Source organism: Pseudomonas sp. Kh14, from assembly GCF_900291005.1.
Lineage (GTDB): Bacteria > Pseudomonadota > Gammaproteobacteria > Pseudomonadales > Pseudomonadaceae > Aquipseudomonas > Aquipseudomonas alloputida.
In genome coordinates this window covers 79,017-102,702 of the sequence record NZ_OLKJ01000012.1, presented here as the reverse complement: position 1 = coordinate 102,702, position 23,686 = coordinate 79,017, and the positions used below count along the sequence as shown (strand labels likewise).

General features: G+C 63.5%; 21 protein-coding genes. 11 read left to right on the top strand and 10 right to left on the bottom strand.

Going from position 1 to position 23,686, the window contains the following annotated elements:
• Position 1 precedes the first annotated feature (1 nt).
• The 5 genes from FQ668_RS05830 (at position 2) to FQ668_RS05805 (ending at position 6,088) form a co-directional block, all read left to right on the top strand.
• Entirely contained in the window at positions 2-1,105 is a 1,104-nt protein-coding gene (locus tag FQ668_RS05830) for a mannuronate-specific alginate lyase (protein WP_014592310.1), read from the top strand.
• Positions 1,106-1,303: 198 nt separating this feature from the next.
• On the top strand, positions 1,304-2,761 hold the full coding sequence (locus tag FQ668_RS05820) for an MBOAT family protein (protein ID WP_014592311.1): 1,458 nt from the start codon (positions 1,304-1,306) through the stop codon (positions 2,759-2,761).
• An 11-nt stretch (positions 2,762-2,772) separates the two neighbouring features.
• Positions 2,773-3,930 (top strand): alginate O-acetyltransferase, encoded by a 1,158-nt coding sequence (locus FQ668_RS05815; RefSeq protein ID WP_019439207.1) that lies wholly within the window; start codon positions 2,773-2,775, stop codon positions 3,928-3,930.
• A gap of 20 nt (positions 3,931-3,950) precedes the next feature.
• Positions 3,951-4,598: an alginate O-acetyltransferase AlgF gene (locus tag FQ668_RS05810; RefSeq protein WP_019439206.1), complete on the top strand. Its 648-nt coding sequence runs from the start codon at positions 3,951-3,953 to the stop codon at positions 4,596-4,598.
• 35 nt (positions 4,599-4,633) lie between these two features.
• Entirely contained in the window at positions 4,634-6,088 is a 1,455-nt protein-coding gene (locus FQ668_RS05805) for a mannose-1-phosphate guanylyltransferase/mannose-6-phosphate isomerase (RefSeq protein WP_003251742.1), read from the top strand.
• Positions 6,089-6,127: 39 nt separating this feature from the next.
• Here FQ668_RS05805 and FQ668_RS05800 read toward each other — a convergent pair whose 3' ends face one another.
• The gene (locus FQ668_RS05800; RefSeq protein WP_019439205.1) at positions 6,128-6,580 is read right to left on the bottom strand and encodes a hypothetical protein; all 453 of its coding nucleotides are present in this window, start codon (positions 6,578-6,580) and stop codon (positions 6,128-6,130) included.
• A 169-nt stretch (positions 6,581-6,749) separates the two neighbouring features.
• Here FQ668_RS05800 and FQ668_RS05795 point away from each other — a divergent pair, with 169 nt between their 5' ends.
• Positions 6,750-7,214 (top strand): hypothetical protein, encoded by a 465-nt coding sequence (locus tag FQ668_RS05795; protein ID WP_014592314.1) that lies wholly within the window; start codon positions 6,750-6,752, stop codon positions 7,212-7,214.
• A gap of 121 nt (positions 7,215-7,335) precedes the next feature.
• The gene (locus FQ668_RS05790; protein ID WP_019438412.1) at positions 7,336-8,148 is read left to right on the top strand and encodes an SDR family oxidoreductase; all 813 of its coding nucleotides are present in this window, start codon (positions 7,336-7,338) and stop codon (positions 8,146-8,148) included.
• Between the two features lie 389 nt (positions 8,149-8,537).
• On the opposite strand, the gene FQ668_RS05775 is transcribed toward FQ668_RS05790, so the two are convergent.
• The 4 genes from FQ668_RS05775 to FQ668_RS05760 all read right to left on the bottom strand — a co-directional run bounded on the left by FQ668_RS05775 (position 8,538) and on the right by FQ668_RS05760 (position 13,656).
• A complete protein-coding gene (locus FQ668_RS05775) occupies positions 8,538-9,992 on the bottom strand; it encodes an efflux transporter outer membrane subunit (RefSeq protein WP_019438411.1) in 1,455 nt (484 codons plus the stop codon).
• A complete protein-coding gene (locus FQ668_RS05770) occupies positions 9,989-11,050 on the bottom strand; it encodes an HlyD family secretion protein (protein ID WP_026031931.1) in 1,062 nt (353 codons plus the stop codon). The genes FQ668_RS05775 and FQ668_RS05770 overlap by 4 nt, the downstream gene beginning before the upstream one ends.
• Before the next feature lie 28 nt (positions 11,051-11,078).
• On the bottom strand, positions 11,079-12,620 hold the full coding sequence (locus FQ668_RS05765; protein ID WP_019438410.1) for an MFS transporter: 1,542 nt from the start codon (positions 12,618-12,620) through the stop codon (positions 11,079-11,081).
• Positions 12,621-12,750: 130 nt separating this feature from the next.
• A complete protein-coding gene (locus FQ668_RS05760) occupies positions 12,751-13,656 on the bottom strand; it encodes a LysR family transcriptional regulator (protein WP_003251728.1) in 906 nt (301 codons plus the stop codon).
• A gap of 211 nt (positions 13,657-13,867) precedes the next feature.
• On the opposite strand from FQ668_RS05760, the gene FQ668_RS05755 reads away from it, so the two are divergent.
• Complete coding sequence (locus tag FQ668_RS05755; RefSeq protein WP_019438409.1) at positions 13,868-14,320, top strand: universal stress protein; 453 nt, start codon at positions 13,868-13,870, stop codon at positions 14,318-14,320.
• 71 nt (positions 14,321-14,391) lie between these two features.
• Here the strand turns inward: FQ668_RS05755 and FQ668_RS05750 are convergent, their stop codons facing one another.
• The 4 genes from FQ668_RS05750 to FQ668_RS05735 are packed head-to-tail and all read right to left on the bottom strand — an operon-like array spanning position 14,392 to position 19,156.
• Complete coding sequence (locus FQ668_RS05750; RefSeq protein ID WP_004575355.1) at positions 14,392-15,252, bottom strand: HlyD family secretion protein; 861 nt, start codon at positions 15,250-15,252, stop codon at positions 14,392-14,394.
• A 10-nt stretch (positions 15,253-15,262) separates the two neighbouring features.
• Positions 15,263-15,463: a DUF1656 domain-containing protein gene (locus tag FQ668_RS05745; RefSeq protein ID WP_009685040.1), complete on the bottom strand. Its 201-nt coding sequence runs from the start codon at positions 15,461-15,463 to the stop codon at positions 15,263-15,265.
• Positions 15,453-17,630 carry an FUSC family protein gene (locus FQ668_RS05740; RefSeq protein WP_019438408.1) on the bottom strand — a complete coding sequence of 726 codons (2,178 nt, stop codon included), beginning with the start codon at positions 17,628-17,630 and terminating at the stop codon, positions 15,453-15,455. Before FQ668_RS05740 ends, FQ668_RS05745 begins: the two co-directional genes overlap by 11 nt.
• Positions 17,627-19,156 (bottom strand): efflux transporter outer membrane subunit, encoded by a 1,530-nt coding sequence (locus FQ668_RS05735; protein WP_019438407.1) that lies wholly within the window; start codon positions 19,154-19,156, stop codon positions 17,627-17,629. The genes FQ668_RS05740 and FQ668_RS05735 overlap by 4 nt, the downstream gene beginning before the upstream one ends.
• A 192-nt stretch (positions 19,157-19,348) precedes the next feature.
• Here FQ668_RS05735 and FQ668_RS05730 point away from each other — a divergent pair, with 192 nt between their 5' ends.
• Positions 19,349-20,296 carry a LysR family transcriptional regulator gene (locus FQ668_RS05730; protein WP_003251712.1) on the top strand — a complete coding sequence of 316 codons (948 nt, stop codon included), beginning with the start codon at positions 19,349-19,351 and terminating at the stop codon, positions 20,294-20,296.
• Between the two features lie 176 nt (positions 20,297-20,472).
• Entirely contained in the window at positions 20,473-21,447 is a 975-nt protein-coding gene (locus FQ668_RS05725; RefSeq protein ID WP_014592323.1) for a D-glycerate dehydrogenase, read from the top strand.
• A gap of 259 nt (positions 21,448-21,706) precedes the next feature.
• Here the strand turns inward: FQ668_RS05725 and FQ668_RS05720 are convergent, their stop codons facing one another.
• Entirely contained in the window at positions 21,707-22,609 is a 903-nt protein-coding gene (locus FQ668_RS05720) for a DMT family transporter (RefSeq protein WP_019437544.1), read from the bottom strand.
• A gap of 185 nt (positions 22,610-22,794) precedes the next feature.
• Here FQ668_RS05720 and FQ668_RS05715 point away from each other — a divergent pair, with 185 nt between their 5' ends.
• Positions 22,795-23,670, top strand: a complete 876-nt coding sequence (locus FQ668_RS05715; protein WP_144179930.1) for a helix-turn-helix domain-containing protein — start codon at positions 22,795-22,797, stop codon at positions 23,668-23,670.
• Positions 23,671-23,686 lie beyond the last annotated feature (16 nt).

The following is a 23,686-nucleotide window of genomic DNA, read 5'->3' as shown; positions in this document are numbered from 1 at the left end:
CATGACCATTTTCAAACGAATTTCCAGCCCCGCCCTGCTCGCGTTGGCCCTGTTTGGCGGTGCTGCGCACGCCGCGCTGGTACCGCCGCAGGGTTACTACCAGGGGATCGAAAAGCTCAAGACCGGTGATGGTAACTTCCGCTGCGAAGCGGCGCCCAAGCCATACACCGGCCCGCTGCAGTTTCGCAGCAAGTACGAAGGCTCGGACAAGGCACGGGCAACACTCAACGCAGCCTCGGAAAAGGCCTTCCGCAAGTCGACCGAAGACATCACCACGCTGGAGAAAGGCGTGAGCAAGATGGTCGGCCAGTACATGCGCGACGGCCGCCCGGCGCAACTCGACTGCACCCTGACGTGGCTGGGCACCTGGGCACGTGCCGGTGCATTGCTGTCCACCGACTACAACCATACCGGCAAGTCGATGCGCAAATGGGCGCTGGGCAGCATGAGCGGTTCATGGTTGCGGCTGAAATTCTCCAACTCGCAGCCGCTGGCCGCACACCAGGCCGAGGCCGACCTGATCGAAAAATGGCTCAGCCGCCTGGCCGAGCAGACTGTGCGTGACTGGAGCGACCTGCCGCTGGAGAAGATCAACAACCACAGCTACTGGGCGGCCTGGTCGGTCATGGCTACCGCCGTCGCCACCGACCGTCGCGACCTGTTCGACTGGGCCGTGAAGGAATACAAGGTTGGCGCCAACCAGGTGGATGACCAGGGCTTCCTGCCCAACGAAATCAAGCGCAAGCAGCGCGCGCTGGCCTATCACAACTACGCCTTGCCGCCGCTGGCGATGATTGCCAGCTTCGCCCAGGCCAATGGCGTCGACCTGCGCGCCGAGAACAACTTCGCCTTGCAGCGCCTGGGTGAAGGCGTGCTGGCCGGCGCCCGCGATCCCAGCCACTTCAAGGCGCGTGCGGGCAAGAAACAGGACATGACCGACCTCAAGGTCGACAGCAAGTACTCCTGGCTCGAGCCCTGGTGTGCGCTGTACCACTGCGTTGGCGACACGCTTGAGCGCAAGCACGACATGCAGCCGTTCAACAGCTTCCGGCTGGGCGGCGATGTGACCCGGGTCTACGACCCGAGTGCAGAGAGCAAGAAATGAATTGACCCCCATTGCGGGGGCGGAACCTGTGGGAGCGGGCATGCCCGCGAAGAAGCCACCGCGGTGCATGGCAAGGGCTTCGCCCTTGTTCGCGGGCTTGCCCGCTCCCACAGGGACCTAAGTTGCCTTCCAGTCTTGCACTGGGGGGTTTGGGGGGCGCTTTGCCCCGGATGCTGTGAACAAATTAGGAGAACCGGGATGGTCTTCTCGTCCAACGTGTTCCTGTTCCTGTTCTTGCCGATCTTCCTCGGCCTGTACTACTTGAGCGGGCAACGTTATCGCAACCTGCTACTGCTGGTCGCCAGCTACATCTTCTACGCCTGGTGGCGGGTGGACTTCCTGGCACTGTTCGCCGGCGTCACCCTGTGGAACTACTGGATCGGCCTGAAAGTCGGTGCCGCTGGTGTGCGCACCAAACCGGCGCAGCGCTGGCTGCTGCTCGGCGTGGGTGTCGACCTGGCAATCCTCGGCTACTTCAAGTACGCCAACTTCGGCGTCGACAGCCTGAACGCGATCATGACGTCGTTTGGCCTGGAGCCATTCATTCTGACCCACGTGCTGCTGCCGATCGGTATCTCGTTCTACATCTTCGAGTCGATCAGCTACATCATCGACGTATACCGCGGTGACACCCCGGCTACCCGCAACCTGATCGACTTCGCAGCGTTCGTGGCGATTTTCCCGCACCTGATCGCAGGCCCCGTGCTGCGCTTCAAGGACCTGGTCGACCAGTTCAACAACCGCACCCACACGCTGGACAAGTTCTCCGAAGGCTGCACCCGCTTCATGCAGGGCTTCATCAAGAAAGTGTTCATCGCCGACACCCTGGCCGTGGTCGCCGACCACTGCTTCGCCCTGCAAAACCCCACCACGGGCGATGCCTGGCTCGGCGCCCTGGCCTACACCGCACAGCTGTACTTCGACTTCAGCGGCTACAGCGACATGGCCATCGGCCTGGGCCTGATGATGGGCTTCCGCTTCATGGAAAACTTCAAGCAGCCCTATATCAGCCAGTCGATCACCGAGTTCTGGCGGCGCTGGCATATCAGCCTGTCGACCTGGCTGCGCGACTATCTGTACATCACCTTGGGCGGTAACCGTAAAGGCACCTTCAATACCTACCGCAACCTGTTCCTGACCATGCTGCTGGGCGGCCTGTGGCACGGTGCAAACTTCACCTACATCATCTGGGGCGCCTGGCACGGCATGTGGCTGGCCATCGAGCGCGCGTTGGGCCTCGACACCAACCCGCAGCGCTTCAATCCGGTGAAATGGGCCTTCACCTTCCTGCTGGTGGTAGTCGGCTGGGTGATCTTCCGCGCCGAAAACCTGCAGGTGGCCGCCCGTATGTACGGCGCCATGTTCAGCTTCGGCGACTGGCAGCTGTCGGAGCTCAACCGCGCCCAGCTCACCGGTCTGCAGGTGGCCACCCTGGTCATCGCCTACCTCACCCTGGCGTTCTTCGGCCTGCGCGACTTCTACCGCAACGCCAGGCCGACGCCCAAGGCGACCCCGGTGCAGGTCAACGCTGACGGCTCGATCGGCCTTGACTGGACCCGGGTGATGACCCGCGCACTGATCCTGCTGCTGTTCGTCGCCTCGATCCTCAAGCTTTCGGCGCAAAGCTACTCGCCGTTCCTTTACTTCCAGTTCTGAGGTTGATGACCATGACCCGGACATTACGTATTACCTACTCCCTGTCGTTCCTTGGCCTGCTGGTCGGCATGGGCGCCTGGTCCACCGGTGGCCTGCAGAGCTTCCAGCGCACCGAGCAGATGACCCTGCTCAACGGCAAGCTGGCCAAGGCCGCCGAGACCCACTACGACGCCGAATTCCCGATCAAGCGCCTGGGCACCAACCTGTGGGCGGCAATGGACTTCAAGCTGTTCAACGAAGGCCGCCCCGGTGTGGTACTGGGCCGCGACCAGTGGTTGTTCAGCGACGAAGAGTTCAAGCCCACCGCCGGTGCCGAGCAATTGATGCAGGAAAACCTGGCACTGATCCGTGGCGTACGCGACACCCTGCAGCAACACGGTAGCCAGCTGGTGCTGGCGATCGTGCCGGCCAAGGCGCGGGTATACGCCGAGTACCTGGGCAAAGAGCAGCCTGCCAGCCTGCATGACGACCTGTACAACCAGTTCCATGCCCAGGCACGCCAGGCCAACGTGTTCGCACCGGACCTGATGGCACCGATGGAGCAGGCCAAGGCCCGCGGCCAGGTGTTCCTGCGTACTGACACCCACTGGACGCCTATGGGAGCCGAAGTGGCGGCGCAGGCGCTGGCCGAAGCGGTCAGCCGCCAGAGCCTGCTCAACGGCGACCCACAAGCCTTCATCACCGAAGCCGGCAACACCGCCCCCTACAAGGGCGACCTGACCAATTTCCTGCCACTGGACCCCTTGTTCAGCAACCTGCTGCCGGCCCCGGACAACCTGCAGAAACGCACCACCCGGCCGGTCGATGCCGAGGGTGACGCCGGCGACGCGTTGTTCGCCGACAAGCAGATCCCGGTTGCACTGGTAGGCACCAGCTACAGCGCCAACCCGCACTGGAACTTCCTCGGCGCGCTGCAGCAGGCCCTGCGCAGTGACGTCGCCAACTACGCCGAAGACGGCCATGGCCCGCTGCTGCCGATGCTCAAGTACCTGCAAAGCGATGCCTTTAAAAACGCCGCACCACAAGTGGTGGTGTGGGAATTCCCCGAACGTTATCTGCCAATGAAAAACGACCTCAGCAGCTTCGATCCGCAGTGGATCGCGCAGCTGAAAAACTCCCGTAAATCCGAAGAAAACCTGGCCTTGTCGTCCACCCGGACAGACCACTGACTGATAGAGAGGAAACGCACATGACTACCAAGACTTCCATTGCCAAAGCCCTCACCCTCGCGGCTGGCCTTTCCCTTGCTTCGATGCAGGCCTTCGCCGGTGCCGACGCCGCACTGTATGGCCCAAGTGCGCCGAAAGGCTCGACCTTCGTACGCCTGTACAACGCGACCAGCGCACCGGCCGCCGCGTCGGTCGGCAACACCCAGATCAAACAGGTTGGCGCACAAGCCAGCAGCGACTTCAGCTTCCTGCCAGGCGGCGACTACACCGCCCAGGTCGGCGGCAAGAGCGTGCCGGTCAAGCTGGCCTCGGACAAGTACTACACCCTGGTCAACAGCAACAGCGGCAACCCGCAGCTGATCGAAGAACCACCGTTCAAGAACAAGCAGAAAGCCCTGGTGCGCGTGCAGAACCTGAGCGACCAGCAACTGACCCTGAAAACCGCCGACGGCAAGACCGAAGTGGTCAAGCCGGTGGCCGCCAACGGCCGTGGCGAACGCGAAATCAACCCGGTCAAGGTCAACCTGGCGCTGTACCAAGGAGACAAGAAAGTGGGTGACGTAAAACCCGTCGCCCTGGAACGCGGCGAAGCCGCAGTGCTGTACGTAACGGGTTCCGGCAACGCCTTGTCGCCGGTGTGGGTAACTCGCCCCGTGGCTAGCAACTGATTCCCCTGCCTCTCAACGACTATTGGAGAAACATGATGATCCCGGTAATTCTTTCTGGTGGTAGCGGTTCCCGTCTTTGGCCTCTGTCGCGCAAGCAGTTCCCCAAACAGTTCCTGGCCCTGACCGGAGAACACACGCTGTTCCAGCAAACCATCGAGCGCCTGGTATTCGAGGGCATGGACACCCCGATTGTGGTCTGTAACAAGGACCACAAGTTCATCGTCCAGGAGCAACTGGCCGCACTGAAGCTGGAAACCCAGGGCATCCTCATGGAACCGTTCGGCCGCAACACCGCGCCGGCCGTGGCCATGGCTGCCATGAAGCTGGTCAACGAAGGCCGCGACGAGCTGATGCTGGTGCTGCCTGCCGATCATGTGATCGATGACCAGAAAGCCCTGCAACGTGCCCTGGCCTTGGCCACTGTGGCCGCCGAGCGTGGCGAGATGGTGCTGTTCGGCGTGCCGGCGACCAAGCCGGAAACCGGCTATGGCTACATCCGTTCCAGCCAGGATGCGCTGCTACCCGAAGGCGTGGCGCGGGTTGCGCAGTTCGTCGAGAAGCCCGACGAAAAACGCGCCGCCGAGTTCGTCCAGGCCGGTGGTTACTTCTGGAACAGCGGTATGTTCCTGTTCCGCGCCAGCCGCTTCCTCGAAGAGCTGAAAAAGCACGACGGCGACATCTACGATACCTGCGTACTGGCCCTGGAGCGCAGCCAGGAAGACGGCGATGTCCTGAGCATCGACGAAGCCACCTTCGCCTGCTGCCCGGACAACTCCATTGACTATGCGGTGATGGAGAAAACCCAGCGTGCCTGCGTGGTGCCGATGTCGGCCGGCTGGAGCGATGTAGGCTGCTGGTCGTCGCTGTGGGAAGTGCACGAGAAAGACGACAACGGCAACGTCACCAAGGGCGACGTAGTGGTTCAAGACAGCCGCAACTGCATGATCCACGGCAACGGCAAACTGGTGTCGGTGATCGGCCTTGAGAACATCGTGGTGGTCGAGACCAAGGATGCCATGATGATTGCCCACAAGGACAAGGTCCAGGGCGTCAAGCAGATGGTCAAGACCCTCGACGAACAGGGCCGCACGGAAACCCAGAACCACCTGGAAGTGTATCGCCCGTGGGGCTCGTACGACTCGGTGGACATGGGCGGCCGCTTCCAGGTCAAGCACATCACCGTCAAGCCGGGCGCCAGCCTCTCGCTGCAGATGCACCACCACCGCGCCGAACACTGGATCGTGGTATCCGGTACCGCCGAGGTGACCTGCGACGAAAACGTGTTCCTGCTGACCGAAAACCAGTCGACCTATATCCCCATCGCTTCGGTGCACCGTTTGCGCAACCCGGGCAAGATCCCGCTGGAGATCATCGAAGTGCAGTCCGGCAGCTACCTGGGCGAGGATGATATCGAGCGCTTCGAGGATGTGTATGGGCGCACGTCCACCCCCATCGAGCGCGGCGTTTCGGTGAAGACCATCGCGCAGTAAATGCTGACTCGCCCCTGGGTTGACCAGGGGCGAGCCTGCTCATTCAACGCTCGGGGCTATGACGTAGATGTCGAATGGGCCACCCACCACCCTGAAAGGTCGCTGCAAATCATCCTCCCCTTCAAATTCGAAGGATTCAGCCCTGATGCTCGTGGCAGTCATTTCGAGTTTCCGGATACGACCGGATTTCGCATAGCCGCCATAGGTTGTGCCGCGCTTGTGAACAAGCGCCCGGTTAGCCTCACCCCCGATAACGACATCCCGCACGCCCTCCTGTAGTTCCAGATCGAAGTCAATGTAGACGTCCGCATCTTCGGCCTGCCCCTTGTAGGCGTACAACCACGCTGATTTTTCAGCGCTCCCGTAGTCCACGCCCTCGGAAACGAAATCCTCCTTTTGACCCGCAAGGCTGATGACAGCCGTAACGTTGCCCTTGGCAGGCGTTTTTTTCATTTCTTGCGCAAGCTCTCGCTCAATTGCTGTGTGACTCATGGCCATGCTCCTTTTGAATAGGCATGGCGGAATCTAGAATGGATATACCCTTTCCACTACTCGCAGTATTGCCAGGTCTGGCTTCTGGCATGGTTGCTCAGCGGTTACCTGACTGCTGGGTTTTAGGTAGGCTGTAGCCATCCCTGCGCGCGAATGAGGCGATAACGCGATGCTGATCGGTGCCCTGCTGATCCTCACCTGGCTGGTGTTGTTGTTGCGTTACCCAGCCAAGGCTCTTCCCATCTCCCTGGCGGCTGTGTGTGGCCTGGGCCTGGTGGCCTTGTTCGTCGTCTGGCAAGACAGCCGCGAAAGCAGTCGACTGGCGCGCCTGGACCTGCGTCTGACCTACGCCCCAGAACACTGTCCCGCCGACCGTGCCTTGCAGGTACGCATGAAGAACGGCAACGACGTGCCGCTGACCGAACTGCGCTGGCGCGTGGCGGCGTACGCACCGGGCGATACCGTGAACCTGGCCGAGAACACCTACAACGCCCCGCGATACCGAGGGCCAGGTGAATTGCAGCCGGGGGCCGAGTGGCAAGACTGCCTGCCATTGCCGCCACTGCGTTCCGGCTATCGGCCGCAGACCCTGGAGTTCCGGGCAGAACGCCTGCAAGGTACATTTGCCAATTGATGTGTTGCCTATGCCGGCCTCTTCGCGGGTAAACCCGCTCCTACGCCCTGCAGGAGCGGGTTTACCCGCGAAGAGGCCGGCACAGGCAACAACCGATCCTCCATGACAACAGGCCCCAACCATGCCCACCGTCCTGATCACCGGTTGTTCCAGCGGCATCGGCCGCGCCCTGGCCGACGCCTTCCGCGATGCGGGCCACCATGTCTGGGCCACCGCCCGCAAGCCTGAGGATGTCGAGCAACTGAGTGCCGCTGGCTACACGGCCCGGCAGCTGGATGTAAACGACGGCGAGGCGCTGGCCCGCCTGGCAGAGGAACTGGAAACCCTCGATATCCTGATCAACAACGCCGGCTACGGCGCCATGGGGCCACTGCTCGATGGTGGCGTCGACGCCCTGCGTCAGCAGTTCGAAACCAACGTTTTCGCCGTGGTCGGCGTTACCCAGGCGCTGTTCCCGCTGTTACGCCGCTCACGCGGCCTGGTGGTGAATATCGGCAGTGTATCGGGCGTGCTGGTCACGCCATTCGCCGGCGCTTACTGCGCCTCGAAAGCGGCTGTGCATGCCCTGAGCGATGCCTTGCGCCTGGAGTTGGCGCCGTTCGGTGTGCAGGTGATGGAAGTACAGCCGGGCGCAATCGCCTCGCAGTTCGCCAGCAATGCCCAGCGCCAGGCCGAGCAGGTGCTGGCGATGGACTCGCCGTGGTGGCCTTTGCGTGAGCATGTGCAGGCGCGGGCGCGGGCTTCGCAGGACAAGCCAACGTCGGCGGCGGTATTTGCCCAAGGCGTGCTGGCAGCCGTCGGCAAGTCGTCGGCGCCAGCACGGGTGCGGCTGGGGAATGGCAGTACAGTCTTGCCGCTGATGGCACGGTTGCTGCCGCGGCGGTTGCTGGACTGGGCGCTGCGCAAGCGCTTCGGCCTGCTGCGCCCGCTCTGAGTGATCGCCTGCCTGTACCCGCGAAAAGGCCGGGCCTGCTGGCCAATTTCCACCCGCCGTTCACCGTTGCCGCCACTACCGTATTCGCGGGTAAACCCGCTCCTACACAGATTGGTGGTGGACACACATCGGTGGTTGGACACAGGCCGCCGTTTACCCGCGAAAGGGCCGGCCCTGCTGGCCAATTTCCACCCGCCGTTCACCGTTGCCGCTGCTACCGTATTCGCGGGTAAACCCGCTCCTACACCAGATTGGTGGTGGACACACATCGGTGGTTGGGCGCAGGCCGTCGTGTAGGAGCGGGTTTACCCGCGAAGAGGCCAGTACAGGCTGCAAAGCATCAGGCCATGGACCGCAGTACCCCGCCCTCCAGATGCTGCGCGTCCTCTCTAACTGTGAACATTCTGCGGCTGCTCATCAAACGCCTGCCAGCCTCCACCCAGCGCCTTGTACAGCCCCACCAGCGCCTGCGACACCGCGGCCGAGCTGTCGATCCATTGCTCCTCGCTGGCCAGCAGCGCGCCTTGCACCGTCAGCACATTGAGAAAGTCCACCGCCCCTTCCACATACTGGCGCTGGGCGGTTTCCAGGGCGATACGGTTTTGCCGCACGGCCTCGGCAAGGTGATCACGGCGCAACTGACTGGCGTTGTACAGGCGTAGCACATCGTCAATTTCATGCCAGGCCCCCAGCACCACCTTGCGATAGTTCAGCGCGGCTTCCTGCTGTTGCGCCTCGCGCAGTTCCAGGGTGCCCTTGAGCCGGCCGCCTTCGAAAATCGGCAGCGACATCTGCGGACCGAAGGCGAACCGGCGCGAATCCCAGCCACCGAAATCCGACAGCTGCAGGGCCTGGAAGCCGACACTGCCCGACAGGCGAATGCTCGGGTAGAAATCCGCCTTGGCCACGCCAATGCTGGCAGTGGCGGCATGCAGGCGGGCCTCGGCCTGGCGGATGTCCGGGCGGCGCTCGGCCAGTTCGGACGGCAAGCCGATGGCAAACTTCTGCTGCGGCGCGGGCAGCTCGCCGCTTTGCAGCAATTCGGCCTGGAGGCTGCGCGGCGGCTCGGCAGCGAGCAGGCTGAGGGCATTGATCAAGTCATCACGCCGCGCTTCCAGGCTCGGCAGGCGCGCTTCGATAGACGCGACCTGGGCGCTGGCCTGGGCCACATCCAGGCGCGTGGCAACGCCTTCGGCCTGGCGGTCCTGGGACAACTTCAGGCTGTGCCGGGCGACCCTGAGGTTATCCTGCGTCACATCGAGGGTGTGCTGCACGGCACGCAGCTGTATGTAGTTGCCGGCGGTTTCCGAAAGCAGTGCCAGCAGCACACCGCGTCGGTCATTCTCGGCCACTTCGACCGTGGCATCGGCAGCCTCGACCTGACGCCGTACACGGCCCCACAGGTCCAGTTCCCAACCGGCCACCAGGTCGCCCTGCCAGAGGTTGAAGGCTTCTTTCCCGGCCTTGCCGGACGGATCGCTCAAGCCATCGGCGCTGTTACGAGCGCGGCTGTAACCGGCGTTCATGTCCACCGACGGTACTTCGTCAGCAGCCAAGGTACTGCGCAGGGCACGGCTTTGCAGCAGCCGCGCGCTGGCCATCTGCAGGTCGAGGTTGCGTTCGGCAACGCGCTGGATCAAAGCGCTCAGGCGGGCATCGTGGAACGTTTCCCACCAGCGCAGCTCAAGCGGTTCGGCCTGGGGCTGGCTGGCCGCTGCCTCGCCTTGCAGCGGCGCCCACTGCTGCGGGGCCTGGCTTTCTGGGCGCTGGAAATCCGGGCCCAGGGTGCAACCGGTCAACAGCACAGCCAGCAGCAAGGGGCTCAAGCGTAATCCCGGTTTCATCGCGCGCTTACCTCTTTGCCGTCCAGCTTGTCGCCACGCGTGTCGATGGTGGCTTCGACCGACATGCCCACACGCAGGCGGGTGAGCAGTGGCTGGCCATCATCGAGAACGATCTTGACCGGAATGCGTTGCACCACCTTGGTGAAGTTGCCGGTGGCGTTGTCTGGCTTGACTGCGGCGAAGGTTACGCCGGTAGCCGGGGCAATGCTTTGCACATGGCCTTGCAGGGTTTCGCCGGAGAAGGTGTCGACGCTGATGCGCACCGGCTGGCCCGGCTGTACGTGGGTCAGCTGGGTTTCCTGGAAGTTGCCGACCACATAGGCCTGCTGCAACGGCACCACCGACAGCAGGCGAGCGCCCGGGTTGACGTAGGCCCCCACCCGCAGGGCGCGTTCGCCGACCATACCGTCCACCGGTGCTGTGATGCGGGTGTAGGACAGATCGAGCTGGGCCTTTTCCAGGCCTGCTTCGGCACGCTTGAGCTGGCCATCGGCGCTGGCCACTTGAGCTTTGAGGATGTCCACCTGCTTGCGCGCCGCCACCCGCGCAGCTTGAGCGTTGGCCAGGCGAGCACGGGCTTGGTCGACCGCGCTGCGCGCCTGCTGGGCGTTCTGCACGGTACCCGCGCCCTGCTCGGCAAGGCGGCTGTAGCGGTTGACTTCATGGTCGGCGAACGCCACCTCAGCCTGGGCCGCCTTCACTGCCGCTTCGGCCTGGGCAATCAGCGCGTCCTGGCGTTCAAGCGTGGCGCGGGCATCGGCGCTTTGTGCCTGGGCTACCAGCAACTGCGCCTGCGCAGCATCCAGCGCAGCCTGGTAGTCACGCGCATCGATGGTCGCCAACAACTGGCCAGCCGTGACCTGCTGATTGTCTTCCACCAGCACTTGCTTGATAAAACCGGCGACTTTGGGCGCGACCACGGTGTAGTCGGCGCTCACATAGGCGTCATTGGTGCTCTGGCGGTGATCACTGCCAAACATCCAGGGGCCGACGATGCCAGCCAGGACGGCCACGGCCAGCACCGAGCCGATGAAAAGGGTTTTGCGGTTGTTGGTCATTTCAATGGTTCTCGAAATCATCCAGGGTTCAAGCCACCGCACGCGGCGCATAGACCCGGGTAGGCACGAAAGGAATCAGGCAGATCAGGGCCACGGCGATACAGGCCAACACCAGGTAGAGGTCAGCCGAGGTCAATACCTGAGCCTGGTCGTGAATGCGCTTGGCCAGGCCAGCGGCGTTGCCGTCGACCAGCGGGGCGTTGCCCAGGCTGTCCACCAGGTGATTGGAATGGAAATGCCGGCGCAGGGTGCCAAGAACATCCAGCAGGCCACCGGCGATGACGGCGGCCAGGCCCTTGACGGTGTTGAACCAGCTGGAGGCGAACGGGCCCTCCTGCGGGGTCATGCCATTGGTAGACAGCATCAGCAGCGGCAGCACTGCCATCGGCTGGCCGAACACCTGCAGCAGGTAGAACGGGTAGAAGTCGCCACGGATCCACTCGCTGGTCAGCAGGCTGCTGCCAACACAGGACACCGCCAGCATCGCCAGGCCAATGCCCAGCACCCAGCGGCAGTCCACTGCGCGGATGTTGCACAGTGCCGCCGTCAGTGGCAGGGCGATCAGTTGCGGCATGGCCACCAGCATCATCAACGGGCTGGTCTGCGCCGGGCGGTAGCCCTGGATCTGCGCAAGGTAGGCCGACGGGATGCTGCCCACACCCGAAAGCACGACCAGCACACCGGCCAGGGTCACCAAGGCGAAACTCAAGTTGCGCCGCTGCAACAAGCGCAACTGGAAAAACGGCAACGGCTCGGACCACTCGTTGTACATGAACAACACCAGCAACAGCAGGCCACCGCCCAGCAGCCAGCAGATCAGCGGCGAGTCGAACCAACCCCAGCGGTCGCCCAGCGACAGGCCCAGCACAATGCAACTGATGGCGGGCAGGCCAAGCAGTACGCCGCGCCAGTCGAACTGTTTGAAACGCTCCAGGCGCAGCGGGTCCTGCGGCAGACCCCAGCCTACGCAGACCATGGCCAGCAGCGAGGGTAGGATGATCTGCCAGAACGCCCATTGCCAGCCGACGTATTCGGTCCACAGCCCCGCCAGCGGCGTGCCGAGGTTGGGGCCAAAGGTGGCGGTCAGGGCGTAGCAGGCCAGGCCATAGACCTTGATACCTGGCGGCAGAAAGCGCAGGGCCACGCTCATCAACATCGGCGGCAAGGCGCCAGCGGCAAAGCCCTGCAGTACGCGCAGTAACATCAAACTGTGCAGGTTGGGGGCGAACGGCTGCAGCAGGCCAAGCACGGCGAACAGACCAATTGCGCACATGGTGAAGCGCCGCAGCGAGAAGGTCGTGGCCAGCCACGGCGCAAAGGCCATGGCCGAGACCGAAGCGGCGCTGTATACCGCCAGTAACCAGGCACCTTCATCGGCACCGATGCCCATGGCGCCGCGGATATCGGCCAGGGAAATCTTGGTCACCGACTCGTTGAGGCCGGCGCACAGCACAGCCAGCAACACACCGAACAACCCGACCACTACCTGCAGGCCGAACGCAGCCTGCGCGGGCGCAGCCGGCGCAGGGGCGGCGGCCATGGCGGCAGACGGGACGGACAGGGAACTCATGGGCAGACATCTCCGGCAACAAAATTTGCGACTGGAGCAAGTCTAAAAAGGTCGAATGCTTACGAAAACTGACTTGTTGGCAGTTTTATATTGCGTCAAACGCAATCGGGCAGCGGATGTGCCACACGCCTCAAGGGTCCATCCTGCCGCACGCCTTCAACGTCTGCCGCAGCCAGCGATGGGCCGGGTCGTTATCGAACCGCGGGTGCCATGCCTGCATGACGTTGACCTTTTCCAGTGGCACGGGGATCTCGAAGGACCGCAATGGCAGTTTCAGCCGGTTCACACTGTTCAGGATATTGGCGGGTATCGGCAAGATCAGGTCCGAGTCCGGCAGCGAAAACATCGCGGAGTGAAAACTCGTCGTGATCAGCGCTACCCGGCGCTCCACCTTGTAATTGGCCAGCGCCACGTCGATAGGCCCATTGGCACGGCCACGGCGTGACACGCTGATGTGCGGGTAGGCGGCGAAGCGCTCAGGGGTGATCTCGTCATCGAAAACCGGGTGCCCTTCACGCGCCAAGCCCACGAAGTAGGTGTTGAACAGACTCTGAACCTTGATTTCGGGGCCCAGTTCAATGGCTGAACTGATGATCAAGTCGATTTGCCCATTGCGCAGCACCGCATCATCGTCGCCGCTGCCCTCCGGCACGAAACGCAGCACCGTATGCGGTGCCTGGGCAAGCATCATGCGCAACAACTGAGCGCCATACAGGGCGATGAACAGGTCATTGGTGCGGATGTTGAAGGCACGGTCCAGGTTCACCAGGTCGACATCGTCGCGACTGCGAAATACCTGCCCGGCCTGCTCCACCAGGCCATGCACCTGCTCGCGCAGGGCCAGCGCACGCGGCGTCGGCACCAGGCCACGGCCGGCGCGCACCAGAATCGGGTCGCCCAGTGCTTCGCGGATACGCCCCAGGGTCCGGCTCATGGCTGCCGGGCTCAGGTTCATGCGTTGCGCCGCGCCAACCACGCTGCCCTCATCGAGCAAGGCATCGAGGGCGACGAGCAGGTTCATGTCCGGAAGTTGCATGGCCGTTTTCCGCTACAGCTGTGGGGAATGCGATGGTATCAGGTTGATGGATTGCACCGGACGCAATGCGCTTGTGCGTGGTGGGCCATTTATTCAGGGAAAGCATTGGGTCGAGAATGATGCATGGCAGGTTCGGCCCTTTCGCGGGTAAACCCGCTCCGTTGATCTAAGAAAAGGCCGCCCCAGCCCCCAAATACATCAAGGAACCCGCATGCCCAGCCCCGTCCTGATCGCCATCGACGCCTCCCCCGCATCTGCCTCCCTGCTTGCCCTCGCCCGCCGCTATTGCCGCCCGGGCGAGCACGAACTGCACGTGCTGCTGGCCATCGATTCGACCTTCGCGGTGCACGAGCAACCCGCGCCCTACACCGCCGAGGAACTGGAAGAATACCCCGCCGCCTGCGAGGAACAGCAGCATGCCGACCACGCCGTAACCGAGGCCGTGCGCGAACTGCAGCAAGCCGGCTTCGCCAGCCACGGCTGCATGGTGGCCGGGCTGCCGGTTGAAGCGATTGTCGCCAAGGCACAGGAGCTGCGTTGCGAACTGATCATCATGGGCCACCGCCACCTGTCGCGGCTGGGGCGGTTGCTCGACCCATCGATCAGCGCGAAGGTGATTGATCGGGTCGAAGTGCCGGTGTTGGTGGCGGCGGCGAGTGCCTGAGTTGTGCGAGGTGTCGCCAAGCGGATCGGGCAGCACGCGGGGTGCGCTCGATCGGCCTGGCGACATATCTCTCAAGGCGAACTCGGCTTCACCACCACCGTACAGGTCGTCCCCGCCGCCAGCAAAAAACCTTCCGGCACTTCATCGATGTGAATGCGCACCGGCACCCGCTGTGCCAGCCGCACCCAGTTGAAGGTCGGGTTCACGTCGGCGATCAGCTCGCGGCTCTGTGGGTTGTCACGGTCGTAGATGCCGCGGGCGATGCTCTCCACATGCCCCTTGAGGCGCTCGCCGCTCATCATCTGCAATTCGGCCTGATCACCCACCTTCACATGCGGCAGCTTGGTCTCCTCGAAGAACCCGTAAACCCAGAACGAGTGCTCGTCGACCACCGCCATCACCGCTTCACCCGTGCGCGCGTAGTCGCCCTTGTGGATATTCAGGTTGGTCACATAGCCGTCAACCGTCGCCACGATATGCGTGCGCTTGAGGTTCAGCTCGGCTGCGGCCAACTCGGCCAGGGCTTGTTGATAATCGGCTTGGGCGGAATTGGCGATGTTGCTGGCGTCGTCGCGGTTTTCCTTGGAGATCACCAGGTTGTCCATGTCGGCACGGCGCTTGGCATTGACCTTGCGCATTTCCCAGGTGGCCTTGCGCGAGGCGACCAGTGCCTTGGCCTGGTCGACTGCCAACTGGTAGTGCTCAGGGTCGATCTGGATCAGCAGGTCGCCCTTCTTCACCCGCTGGTTGTCCTTGACCGGTACATCCACCACGTAGCCGGGCACGTCGGCAGCGACGTTGATGATGTCGGCACGCACACGGCCATCACGGGTCCAGGGCGTGGTCATGTAGTGCAGCCACAACTGGCGACCGATGGCCACGGCAGCGACCAGCACCAGCAGGGTGGCGATCAGGCTGAAGAACTTTTTCATCGAAGGATTCTCACCAGTAGACAGTCAGCGCCATGGCGCCGAACAAGCAGACGAACAGGCTCAGGCGCAGCAGCGCCGGGTGCCAGAAGAAGCGGTAGCCATCATGGCTGGCAATGAACCGGTCCAGGCCCCAGGCCAGGCCCAGGGCAAACAGGAACATCAAGGTCATGGTGGGCATGTACACGCCATGAAAGGCGATCTCACGGGGCATGGTGCAGTCCTTTCGCCGGTGCCAGTGGCGACTGTGGGTCCAGCAGGGAAGTACGGATGAAGTGCAGGTAGCTTTGCACGCGGCGCAGCACCGAGGTGTCGAAGTGCCGGGCGAATGGCTCGTCGGTGGCCTGCACGCGGGCAATGGCGTGGTCCACTGCCACCAGTGCGCGTTCGTGGTTGCTGGCGCTGGGCTGCAGGAACAGCCGGGTCAGTGCACGGCCCATGACACGGATTGCCTGGCGCCACGGCTGCGACTCGGCATAGGCCGGGTGCACCGGGGCGCGGGCTTGCTCCTTGCGCAGCTCGATGACGGCGTGGCCGATCTCCAGCACGGTGAACATCCACCCCATCAGCTGGCTCTGCACCTGCGGCTTGCCGGCCGCCAGGCCATAGGCCTGGTGCAGCAGGTCGCGGGTGCGGCTTTCGAAGGCCGAGCCCAGCCCGCGCAGGCGGCCGCTGATGGCGAACAGCACCTGCTCGCGCAACGCCTGCTCCAGGCGGCTCCACAGCCAGCGGCTGTTGGGCGGCAGGATGATCGCGCCGGCGGCGGCACAGACGAACATGCCGATCACCATGCCGATGTAGTCGTTGATGAAGGTGTACGGGTCATAAACGGTGAGGTTGTTCGGCACCGAACCAATCGCGAAGAACACCAGCAGGCCGATGCCATAACCGGCATAGGCAGGACGCGACGAAAGAAACGCGCCCAGCACGAACACAGGCGCCAGCACCATGCACAGCAGCGGGAAACCGTCGATCCAGGGGAACACGAAGAAGGTTTCGAAGAAGCCGACAAAAGCGCCGATGGCCGTGCCGCAAGCCATCTGGAACGACATGCGCTTGGGGTTGGGTGACGCCGCCGAAAGGCATACGGTGACCGTGGCGATCAGGGTCATCATGGCGCCACTGGGCCAATCGCTGAGCAGCCAGTAACTGCCCAGCAGCAACAGCACTGCCGAGGCGCGCACACCGGCCGCCAGCGATACCAGCCAGCTGGTCTGCGCCACGTAGGGCTCGTCCCACTGCTCGCGCTCGTGCTTGTGCGCGGCCAGCGAGGCATGGGTTTCGGCGTAGCTCAACATCTCGTCGACGAAGCGGTACAGCAGCTCGAACGCGGTGTGAAAATCGAGCAGGTCGGATTCGCTGGGGTCAGTTGCCAGGTACTCAGCCCGCAGCCCTCGCACCTGGGCCTGCAGGCCTTCCTTGTAGGCGGCCAGCTCCAGGGTCAGGCGCAGCGCATCGGCGTCCGTCAACGCCCGGCCCACATAGGGCTGCAGCAACTCCACCAAGGTGTTCAGGCCCGGTTCGATGGCACTGACGATCTGCAGCGGGCCACGGGCACGCAGGCGCTCCAGCAAACGGTGCAAGGCATTGAAGCGGGTGGTGATGGCCATGAACTCGCTGTTCATGCGCACCAGCCGGCCACTGCGACGGCGCATGTGCGGGTCTTCGAAAGCGGTGACGTTGCGCAGGCTCTCGAGGCCCACGGCCTCTGCCACGAACCGCACGTTGCTGCTCTCGAAGCGGTCCTTTTGACTGTCACCACGCAGGGCCTCCACCACCACCCCGGCAAACACGCCAAAGCGCTGGTAGAGGGCGTTGCGCATTGCGGCGCTGGCCGACTGCGGCAGGATCGCGGCACTGACGAAGGTCGACACCAGAATACCCAGGGCGATTTCCAGCGCCCGCCATACCGCTGCCATGAACGCCTGGTCGGGGTGTTGCAGCACCGGCAGGCCGATCATCGCTGCGGTGTAGCCGGCCAGCACGAAACCATAGGCGCGGAAGGTGCGGTAGCGCATGGCACCAGCCGAGCACAGGCCCACCCACAGCGCCAGGCTGGGCAGAAACAGCTCGGTGTTCTGCGGAAAGATGGCAATCAGCGCCACCATCATCGCCGAGCCGGCCAGGGTGCCTAGCACCCGGTAGAAGCTTTTCGCGAACACATGCCCGCTTTGCGGCTGCATGACGATGAAAACAGTGATCATCGCTGTACGCGGTTGCGGCAGCTCCAGGCGCATGGCCAGCCACAAGGTGATGAACGCAGCGGCCAGCACCTTGAAGATGTACACCCAGGTCACGCCGTCGGTGCGCGCCCAGGCAAAGAAGCCCCGGCGCCATTCCAGGCTTTGCAGCCAGCGCGCGGGCAAACTGGAAGTGCTCATTCGGCGTTATCCGGCTTCTTGTCGAAAATGGCCAGGGTGGCCGGGGTCTTAGGTGCTGCCTGACGTTCCTCTTTCGGCGCATCCTGACCGGCCTGCAGGCCACCACCCAGGGCGGTGACCAGCTCGGCATGGGCGACCAGGCGGGCGGCCTGCACCTGCTGCTGCACCTGCTGCTGGCGGAACAGCAAGGTCTGCGCGTTGAGTACGTTCAGGTAGTCGGTAAGGCCGCGCTGGAACGCGACCATGGCGATGTCGTAGGTTTTCTGCGCGGCAGCAACCGACTCGGCGGCGAAGTGCGACTGTTCTTTCATCGACTCGCGGCGGATCAACTGGTCGGAGATGTTTTTCAGCGCACCGACCACAGTCTGGTTGTAGCGCGCCACGGCCACGTCATAGCTGGCGGAGGCCACGCCCAGCTGCGAGCGCAAACGGCCACCGTCGAAGATCGGCAGGCTGATGGCAGGGCCGACGTTGTAGTTGAACTTGCGCCCGGTGAGGAATTCCAGCGGGCCACCGCCGGTGGCCATGAAGCCCAGGCTGCCGACCAGGTCGACGTTGGGGAAGAAGCCGGCATGGGCGATGTCGATACCCCGCGCCTGTGCGGCCACCTGCCAGCGGCTGGCAACTACGTCGGGGCGCTGGCCAACCAATTCGGCCGGCAGGTTCGACGGCAAGTTCAGCGGTGCAGCCAGGGCCAGGGTCGGGCGCTGCAACTGGGCGCCTTCGCCCGGGCCCTTGCCTGCCAGTGCCGCCAGCTGGTTGCGGGTCAGGGCAATCTCTTCGTTCAGGCTGTCGAGCTGGCGGTGGGTTTCCGGCAGCGGCGCTTCGGCCTGGCTGACTTCGAAGTGGGTGCCGATGCCGGCATCCAGCCTGCGCTTGGCCAAGGCCAGGATCTGTTCTTGCTGCTCCAGCTCGGCCTTGACGATATCGCGCTGGGCAAAATGCAGGCTCAACTGGATGTAGGCACGCACCACATTGTTCTGCAGTTCCAGCTGCGCCTGGCGGGCTTCGGCCACGCTCATGTGCGCCTGGTCCACGGCCTGCTCGCTGGCATTGCGCTCGCGCCCCCACAGGTCAAGGGCGTAGCTGAAACCGATGGCGGCGTTGTTGTCCCAGGTGTTGGCACCCGACAACGCGCCGGGGCCATAAAACTGGTCTTCCGGCCAGTTGTGGCGCTTGAGCGTAGACTGGCCGTTGGCCTGGAGCTTTTCCGCCGACTCGACCACACCGGCCATAGCCTTGGCTTCGCGCACCCGCGCCGCAGCCATGGCCAGGCTCGGGCTACCGGCCACGGCCAGGGCAATCCAGCGGTCCAGCTGCGGGTCGCCATAGGCATGCCACCACTGCTGGTCAGGCCAGTGGGCGTCGGTCGCGGCTTCGCGAATGGCCGCGTCGGTAGTCAAGGTATTGGCTTGCAGCGTCTTGCTTTGCGGGGCAATGCCCCAGGTTCCGATACAGCCGCTCAAGGTGAGGGCAAGGGCACAGGCACTGAACGCCTTGAGCGTTCTGATGATGCGACGCGGCACAGCTGCGATTTCCCGAGGAAGAGGTGAAGGGGGCCGGGCAATTCTAGGGGGCGGCAGCACTGGCGATAAGCACAGATTCCTGCGAATCTTTGTTACCAAAACAGCGATAATCCGCCTTTGGTCGAAGGCAACTTTTTCTCTTTTCTAAGTTACTTCGTGACACAATTTTGTCCTCTACCTCGAGAGTGACCCATGGACACCCTGCAAAACATGCGTGCTTTCAGTTGCGTAGCCCAACTCGGCAGCTTCACTGCCGCTGCGGCGCAACTGGATACGACCACCGCGAACGTGTCGCGGGCGGTCTCCAACCTGGAAGCCCATCTGCAAACAAGGCTGCTCAACCGTACCACCCGCCGCATTGCGCTGACCGAAGCCGGCAAGCGCTACCTGATGCGTTGCGAACAGATTCTTACCTACGTCGAAGAAGCCGAGGCCGAAGCCAGCGACGCCCATGCGCGCCCGGCCGGGCAGTTGAAGGTGCATTCGATGACCGGGGTCGGTCAGCACTTCGTGGTCGATGCCATCGCCCGCTACCGCGAAACGCACCCGGACGTGACCTTCGATTTGACCATGGCCAACCGCGTGCCCGACCTGCTCGACGAGGGTTATGACGTCTCCATCGTGCTGGCCACCGAATTGCCCGACTCGGGGTTCGTTTCGCAGCGCCTGGGCATCACCTACAGCATTGTCTGTGCCTCGCCCGCCTACATCGCCCAGCATGGCGTGGCGCACAAGCCTGCCGACCTGCTCAAGCACGCCTGCCTGCGCATGGTCAGCCCGGTGATACCGCTGGAGAAGTGGCTGTTCGATGGCCCGGAAGGCCAAGAGATGGTCAACATCACCAGTTCGCCGTTCATGGTGAACACCGCCGATGCCATGAAGACTGCGATCCGCAGTGGCATGGGCGTAGGCGTGCTGCCGATCTATTCGGCTATCGAGGGCCTGCGGGACGGTAGCCTGGTGCGGGTGCTGCCCGAATATCGCCTGCAGGAGCTGAACCTGTATGCCATCTATCCATCGCGGCAGTATCTGGATGCCAAGATCAAGACCTGGGTGGAGTACCTGCGCAACTCGCTGCCAGAGATTCTTGCCGCGCATGAGGCAGACCTGAAAACCCATCAGGTGCTGATCGCCAACTAAAAAGCTGCTGCATTGCGGGGGCTGACAATGGTAGGTTGCTAACCATTGATTTCGCCTGTTCCGCCCCTTTCGCGGGCAAGCCCGTTCCTGCAAGGCACCGCGCCCCCCGTAGGAGCGGGCTTGCCCGCGAAGGGACCAGCACAGCCCCCCACCCCGCCTAGCAGAGAAGTTGCCCGATGAAAAAGACCGTCCTGGCCTTCAGCCGTATCACCCCGGCCATGGCCGAACGCCTGCAGCAAGACTTCAACGTGATCCTGCCCAACCCCAAGCTTGGCGACATCAGCGCCCAGTTCAACGAAGCCCTGCCCGAAGCCCATGGCCTGATCGGCGTTGGCCGCAAGCTCGGCCGCGCGCAGCTTGAAGGTGCGGCCAGGCTGGAGGTGGTGTCCAGCGTGTCGGTCGGCTATGACAACTACGACCTCGACTACTTCAACGAGCGCGGCATCGCCCTGACCAACACCCCCGACGTACTGACCGAAAGCACCGCCGACCTGGGCTTCTCGCTGATCATGGGCTGCGCCCGGCGCACCGCCGAGCTGGATGCCTGGACCAAGGCCGGCAACTGGCAGGCCACCGTGGGCCCGGCCCACTTCGGCAGCGATGTGCATGGCAAGACTTTGGGCATCGTCGGCATGGGCAACATTGGTGCAGCAGTGGCACGCCGTGGCCGCTTCGGCTTCAACATGCCGATCCTGTACAGCGGCAACAGCCGCAAGACCGCGCTGGAGCAGGAGCTGGGCGCGCAGTTCCGCAGCCTGGATCAGTTGCTGGCCGAAGCCGACTTCGTGGTCATCGTGGTGCCGTTGTCCGATGCCACCCGCAAGCTGATCAGCAGCCGCGAGCTGAAGCTGATGAAGCCGAGCGCGTTCCTGATCAACATTGCCCGTGGGCCGGTGGTGGATGAGGCGGCGTTGATCGAGGCGCTGCAGGCCGGCACCATTCGGGGCGCAGGCCTGGACGTGTACGAGAAAGAACCGCTGAGCGACTCGCCGCTGTTCAAGCTGCCCAATGCGCTGACCCTGCCGCACGTTGGTTCGGCTACTGCCGAAACCCGAGAGGCCATGGCCAACCGGGCGATCGACAACCTGCGTGCGGCGCTGCTGGGCGAGCGGCCGCGGGACCTGGTGAACCCGCAGGTGTGGAAGGGCTGACCGTTTTGGAATGCCTGTGCTGGCCCCTTCGCGGGTAAAACCGCTCCTACAATTTGGAGTGCCTGTGCCGGCCCCTTCGCGGGTAAAACCGCTCCTACAATTTGGAGTGCCTGTGCCGGCCCCTTCGCGGGTAAACCCGCTCCTACAATTTGGAGTGCCTGTGCTGGCCTCTTCGCGGGTAAACCCGCTCCTACAAAGGGTGTGCACTGCCCTGTAGGAGCGGGTTTACCCGCGAAAGGGCCGGCCCAGGCAAGCATCACTATTTGGCGACCACAACACCCTCAGCCACCCTGGCCCGGGGCTTGCGAAACACCAGCACATTCCCCGCCATCACAGCCACCAAGCCGAGCAAGGCCGGCGCCGTCCATTGGTAACCCTCAGCCACCGCCGACACATTCAACGCCACCAACGGGAACAACACCGTGCAGTAAGCTGCCCGCTCCGGGCCCATGCGCCCGACCAAGGTCAGGTAGGCAGTAAAGGCAATCACCGACCCCGGCACCACCAGGTACAGCAGCGAACCGATATAGCGCGCATTCCACTCCATGCTGAACGGCACGCCGCTGACCACACAGAACACCGCCAGCATCACCGCCCCATAGACCATGCCCCAGGCATTGGTCGTCATCGGCTTGAGCCCGGCCTTCTGCTGCATGCTCGACAGCATGTTGCCGGCCGAGAAGCACAGCGTGCCCAACAGGGCCAAGCCAAGGCCGTACAGGGTTTCGCGGCTGGCTGCGTGATGCGACAGCTCCGGCCAGAACAGCAGACCCAGGCCAAGCAAGCCCAAGGCACCACCGCCAAGCACATTGCTGGCGATTTTCTGGCCGAAGAAAATGCGAGCGTTAAGCGCGTTCCACAGTGTGGCGGTTGAGAACACCACCGCGATCAGGCCGCTGGCGATCCACTGGCTGGCGCTGAGGAAGCAGATGAAGTTGACGCAGAACAGGCACAGGCCCTGGGCCAGGCAGATCTGGTGGCCACGGCGGTTCATGGGTTGCAGCCGGCGGGTAATCAACAGGAAAGCAAACAGGATCAGGCCGGCCAGGGCGAAGCGGTAGACGATCGACACCGGGATCGCGACCACGCCTAGCTGGAGTTTCAGGGCGATCCAGGTGGTGCCCCAGATCAGGACGGTGAGCAGGTAGAGTGACAGGTTCATGGTGGCGGTTCCTTGGGCCTTTGGAAATCGGTGCCCGGCGCTTCGCGGGTAAACCCGCTCCTACAGGGATCACCAGTGTTCTTTCGATCGGCCTCTGTCTGCTTGCACGAACTTGCGCTTTTCTTGCGCCGGTAGCTGTCACTCGATCCAGGGCGCAGTAGGATGGCAGGCAGGAGGACCCGCCAATGACGCCACTCACCCAGTTGCAAGTGTTCAACGCCATGCATGCCTCGCCCAACGCCAGGCTGGAGCTGAGCGCGCACCTGGGCGACGGACTGGCGGCGGCGTTGTGGAGTAACCGTGACGATGCGCGCGACTACCAGGCGCCTAGCCATCACACCCTGTCGTGCTACATCGCCGACGGCACCGGCACCTTCCGCCGCCAGCGCCCGGCCGACAAAGGTGCGCCCGACAAGCTGTGCGTGATGCCGGCCGGGCAGGAATCGAACTGGGTCGTCAATGGCGCGATCCGCCTGGCACACCTGTATGTCAGCGAGGCGCAGTTCGCCTTGGGCTGTGTGCGCCTGCTCGACCGGGAACCGCGCGAGCTGCAACTGCAGGAAGCGACCTTTCTGGACGACCCGCAGCAGGCTGCCCGCTTTCGTCAACTGATCCAGCTGGACTGGGACGCGCCCGGCGAGCGCCTGCTGGCCAGCAGCCTGGCGCACGAGATCGTTGACCATGCGCTGCTCAGCCAGGTCGGGTTGCGCCAAGGCCTGCGCCTGAAAGGCGGGCTGGCGCCAAACCTGCGCCGGCAGCTGGTCGACTACCTCGAGGCACACCTGGACCAGCCCATCACCCTGGACGAGCTGGCGCTGCGCTGCAATCTGTCCGCATACCACTTTGCGCGCATGTTCCGCGCCAGTTTCGGGCTCCCGCCGCATCAGTATCTGCTGGCCCGGCGGCTGCACCGGGCATGCCAGCTGTTGCGGCTGGGCGTGTTACCGCTGGGGGAAATTGCCTTGTTGTGCGGGTTTGCCAGTGCCAGCCATTTCAGCAACCGGTTTCGCCAAGCCCTGGGGGCCACACCTGGCGAATACCGCAAGGCCTTTTTCACCTGAAACCGCGCCCGCTCTG